Annotated in this window: 2 protein-coding genes; both read right to left on the bottom strand. The window is 65.3% G+C overall.

Going from position 1 to position 1,118, the window contains the following annotated elements:
- Positions 1-259 precede the first annotated feature (259 nt).
- Positions 260-460: a hypothetical protein gene (locus tag A5663_RS11450; protein ID WP_068148330.1), complete on the bottom strand. Its 201-nt coding sequence runs from the start codon at positions 458-460 to the stop codon at positions 260-262.
- Positions 461-541: 81 nt separating this feature from the next.
- Positions 542-1,118 (bottom strand): helix-turn-helix transcriptional regulator (locus tag A5663_RS11455; RefSeq protein WP_231976757.1); only part of this gene is annotated, 577 nt, incomplete at its 5' end.

Genomic DNA, 1,118 nt, shown 5'->3' on the forward strand with positions numbered 1-1,118 from the left:
TCACCGCAGGCAATGGAACTCGGGGTCGGAGTCCTGCACCACGTCGCCCAGGCTCTGGTCGGTGCCAATCCAGGTCTCCCGGATGTCGCGCTACACCGGCTTCTTCGGTGCGGATGTCAAGTTCGGCATCTCGCCTGCCGCGCTACGAGTGGAACGCAGGGTGCTCGACGAACGCTTTCTCAGCGCCAACGAGACGATCCGAACGCTTGCGGTGGAATACCTGTCCGGCAAGTACGTCGACCCGAGCGCCACGATGACGTCACGCGTGCGCTCGGCCGTTGCCGAACGCCTCGGATCGTCGGAGCCCGTGATCGGGAGCGTCGCGCGTCTGCTGGCTATGAATCCGCGTACCTTGCAACGCCGGCTGGTTGCCGAGGGCACGTCGTACGCCGCGGTACTCGGGGATCGGGCGCGCGCCGATGGCGGTGAGGGTCGTCGATTCGGCGATTTTCTGGTTCACGATGCAAAGCTCCTCGTTGGGCTGGATACCTCGAGAGTGCCCGCAATCACCGCAAGGTACTTGACCCAACGCGACAAACTTTTAACCCTGCGCGACAGGTGGCCGGCTTCGAAGTACCCGCGGACCAACGCCGAACCACCGGCGTACCGCGCGCGTCAGCGCCGATTGCTCGGAGAACCCGACCAGCGCGGCGACCTGGGTGAACGGCATGTCGGTGGTGGTGATGTAGCGGTAAGCAGCGTCGCGGCGGACGCTGTCGAGTACCGCGGCGTACGACGTGCCCTCGGCAACCAGCCGGCGTTGCAAGGTACGCGGATTCATAGCCAGCAGACGCGCGACGCTCCCGATCACGGGCTCCGACGATCCGAGGCGTTCGGCAACGGCCGAGCGCACGCGTGACGTCATCGTGGCGCTCGGGTCGACGTACTTGCCGGACAGGTATTCCACCGCAAGCGTTCGGATCGTCTCGTTGGCGCTGAGAAAGCGTTCGTCGAGCACCCTGCGTTCCACTCGTAGCGCGGCAGGCGAGATGCCGAACTTGACATCCGCACCGAAGAAGCCGGTGTAGCGCGACATCCGGGAGACCTGGATTGGCACCGACCAGAGCCTGGGCGACGTGGTGCAGGACTCCGACCCCGAGTTCCATTGCCTGCGGTGA

Origin of the sequence: Mycobacterium sp. E740 (genome assembly GCF_001672895.1) — a bacterium.
Taxonomy (GTDB): Bacteria; Actinomycetota; Actinomycetes; order Mycobacteriales; family Mycobacteriaceae; genus Mycobacterium.